Genomic DNA, 3,354 nt, shown 5'->3' on the forward strand with positions numbered 1-3,354 from the left:
CCCTTGCGGCGTAGTCGCTATTTATTCAGTCCAAGTTTCGGGGCGCAGTTCACAGGCACCTTTGTGGTGGTTTTTCGTTTACGAGGGGTTTAGGGGCGGACCTGGCCGGTGCCGCGGAGCTTGTATTTGTAGGTGGTGAGGGCCTCGGCGGCAAAGGGGCCGCGGGCGTGGAGTTTTTGGGTCGAGATGCCGATCTCGGCACCCAGGCCAAACTCGCCGCCGTCGGTGAAGCGAGTGCTGGCGTTGGCGTACACGGCCGAGGCATCGACCGCATCGAGGAAGCGCTCGCAAGCATCCGTGTCCTCGGCAACGATGGCCTCGGAGTGCATCGTGCCGTAGCGATTGATGTGTGCGATGGCCTCGTCCTCGTTTGCCACGACCTTCACGCTCATCTCGAGCGCCAGGTACTCGCGACCCCAGTCCTCCTCAGTCGCGGCGACGTAGTTGTCGCCCTCGGCAAGCCCAGCGTCGGCGCATGCGGCGCACGTGGCCTCGTCGCCGTGAATCAGTACGCCGTGGTCGTGCAGCACGGCAACGACTGCGGGCAGGAAGCGATCAGCAACGGCACGGTCGACCAGCAGCGACTCGGCGGCATTGCACACGCCTACGCGCTGGGTCTTGGCATTGACGATAATGTTGAGCGCCTTATCAAAGTCGGCGGATTCATGCACGTAGATGTGGCAGTTGCCCGTGCCCGTCTCGATCACCGGCACAAGCGACTCGCGCACGCAGCGCTGGATCAGGCCTGCACCGCCGCGCGGAATGAGTACGTCGACGATACCGCGGAGCTTCATGAGCTCGCCAGTGGCCTCGCGGTCGGTGGACTCGATCATCGACACGGCCTCGCGCGGGAAGCCCTTGGCCTCGAGCGCATCGGCCAGCAGCTCGGCGATCATGGCACACGAGTGATAGGCCAGCGAGCCGCCGCGTAGAATGCAGGCGTTGCCGGTACGGATGCAGATGCCTGCGGCGTCGGCCGTCACGTTGGGGCGCGCCTCGTAGACCATGGCGACCAGGCCCAACGGCACGCTCACGCGGGTCAGGTCCACACCGCTCGCAAGCACGCGGTGGTCGAGCACGCGGCCGACGGGATCGGGCAGCTCGGCGAGCTTCTCCAAACCGGCGGCCATGCCCTCGACGCGCTCAGGCGTCAGCAGCAGACGGTCGAGCAGACCGGCCGAAGTGCCCGCATCGCGCGCGGCGGACATATCGAGCTCGTTGGCGGCGACGATGGAGTCGACACCGTTGCGCAGTGCTGCGGCCATGGCGCGCACGGCCTCCTGACGCTGCCCATCGCTCGCCGTGGCAAGCGAGGCCGACGCTGCCTTGGCGGCAACGGCAAGATCGTGGACATACGTGGCTATATCGACCGACATGGGCGGCCCTTTCTCCTAGAAGTTTGCAACCATGGTAGCCGATTTGCGCATGGCCTCGCCCGCGGCGGTAGAATTGGTCAACCCGAAACACCGCAACGAACGGAAGACTCACATGGCCCTCATCACTTCGTACCACGTCCCCGGCCTTTACGTCGAGGACCACAGCATCGACGTCCCCCTTGACTGGCGCGGCCTGGAGCCGATGCTCCTGGCCGTCGGCAGCACCATGCGCCGCGGCGCTATGCCGGCACCAATCGCCGGCGCGCCCGAGAGCATCAAGCTCTTCTACCGCGTGGTTTGCGCGCCCGACCGCATCAACGACGATCTGCCGCTGCTCCTGTTTTTGCAGGGCGGCCCCGGCGGCGAGAGCCCGCGTCCGCTGTCGCCTACAAGCGACGGCTGGATCGAGGAGGCCGTCAAGCACTTCCGTGTGGTCCTTCCCGACCAGCGCGGCACCGGACGCAGTAGCTGCGTGGACGGACGCACGATCAAGGCACTGGGTGATCGCGCAACGGCCGCCGGCGCCGATACAGCACGCTCGCAGGCCGACTTCCTCAAGCGCCACCTCGCCAGCTCCATCGTGCGCGATTTTGAGTACCTGCGTCTGGTGGGCTTTGGCGGCAAGCCCTGGGTCACGCTCGGCCAGAGCTACGGCGGCTTTTTGACGTTGAGCTATCTGTCGCTCTTCCCCGAAGGCGTGGCGGCAAGCTTTACCTGCGGCGGCATTCCACACGTGCCAGCGAGCGCAAGCGAGGTCTACGCGCACACCTTCCCGCGCATGGCCGCCAAGACGCAGCAGTATTATGACCGCTACCCCGCTGACGTCGACCGCGTGGCAGCCCTGGCCGATGCGCTCGAGGCCCAGAAGCCCGTGCTGCCCGACGGCTCGCCGATGACGGTCGAGCGCCTACAGCTCATGGGCAGCGACTTTGGCATGAAGCCGAGCTTTGAGCGCATGCATTGGATTATCGATCACGCGTTTGTTACTGGCGACGGTACGCTTAGCTGCGGCTCCTCGGTATCCGACAGCTTTTTGATGCGCGCCTTCGAGCGCACCAACACGCGTACAAACCCGCTGTACTGGACGCTGCAGGAGTTTATCTACGCCGACGGCGACACCATGCCCATTCGCTGGGCCGCAGCAGAGGAGAAGGCCCATCGTGCCGAGTTCGACACACTCGCGCGCCCGCTCATGTTTACCGGCGAGGCCATGTTCCCGTGGATGTTTGAGCAGATGCCCGAGCTTATGCCGTTTAAGCCCGCCATGGACCTGCTGATGGAAGACACCAGCTGGGACAAGATCTACGACCCGCAGCGCCTAGCCTGCAACGAGGTGCCACTCCAGGCCGCGGTGTATTTCGACGATATGTACGTCGATTCGGGCATGCAGCTCGATACGCTCAGCCGCGTGGGCAACTCGCATGCCTGGGTGACCAACGAGTTCGAGCACGACGGCCTGCACGGCAGCGCGGTGTTCAAGCACCTCTTCGACGAAGCGCTCAACCGCGGAGACCTGCGCCGGATCTTCTAGCTAAGGAGTGTCCCAAAGTGCCGGCACAGACGATATGAGCAGGACATAAAAACATTGAGAGCCCCTGCTGCATGAAAGACCGCGGATTAGGCCGACAATGGTGTGTGTCTAATCCAACCGTGGCGGCCACGCCGCATTCATGGAAGGGGCTCCCATGCTCGATACTACCACCTTCATCGGCCTCGACGTCCACGCCCGCTCGATAAAGGCCGTCTCCCTCGACGTCATGACCGGGGAGGTACGTGCCGCGACCTTCGGCTACGACGCCGGCGCCGTCGCGGAGTGGGTCCGTTCCGTGGACCCCAGGGCCAGGTGCGTGTACGAGTCCGGGGTCACGGGCTTCGACCTGCAGAAGAGGCTTTCCGGCCTGGGGGTCGACTGCGTGGTCGGCGCCGTCTCGAAGATGATCAAGCCCAGCGCGGACAGGCGCAGGAAGAACGACCGCAA

The 3,354-nt window shown here is 64.7% G+C and carries 2 protein-coding genes and 1 pseudogene; 2 read left to right on the forward strand and 1 reads right to left on the reverse strand.

The annotated features are described in order from the left end of the window. Positions 1-89: 89 nt before the first annotated feature. On the reverse strand, positions 90-1,376 hold the full coding sequence (locus AB5Z54_RS09725) for a glutamate-5-semialdehyde dehydrogenase (RefSeq protein ID WP_368161390.1): 1,287 nt from the start codon (positions 1,374-1,376) through the stop codon (positions 90-92). 112 nt (positions 1,377-1,488) lie between these two features. Here AB5Z54_RS09725 and AB5Z54_RS09730 point away from each other — a divergent pair, with 112 nt between their 5' ends. Together AB5Z54_RS09730 and AB5Z54_RS09735 are read left to right on the forward strand one after the other, a co-directional pair. Next, complete coding sequence (locus AB5Z54_RS09730; RefSeq protein WP_368161392.1) at positions 1,489-2,907, forward strand: alpha/beta fold hydrolase; 1,419 nt, start codon at positions 1,489-1,491, stop codon at positions 2,905-2,907. A 154-nt stretch (positions 2,908-3,061) separates the two neighbouring features. Then, positions 3,062-3,354 (forward strand): annotated as a pseudogene (locus AB5Z54_RS09735) (IS110 family transposase); the annotation flags it as partial.

Source organism: Collinsella aerofaciens, assembly GCF_040910185.1.
Lineage (GTDB): Bacteria > Actinomycetota > Coriobacteriia > Coriobacteriales > Coriobacteriaceae > Collinsella > Collinsella aerofaciens_BF.

Bases quoted from the DNA above. Each gene is read 5' to 3' on its own strand.
- AB5Z54_RS09725 (WP_368161390.1), bottom strand. From the start codon at position 1,376: ATGTCGGTCGATATAGCCACGTATGTCCACGATCTTGCCGTTGCCGCC.
- AB5Z54_RS09730 (WP_368161392.1), top strand. From the start codon at position 1,489: ATGGCCCTCATCACTTCGTACCACGTCCCCGGCCTTTACGTCGAGGAC.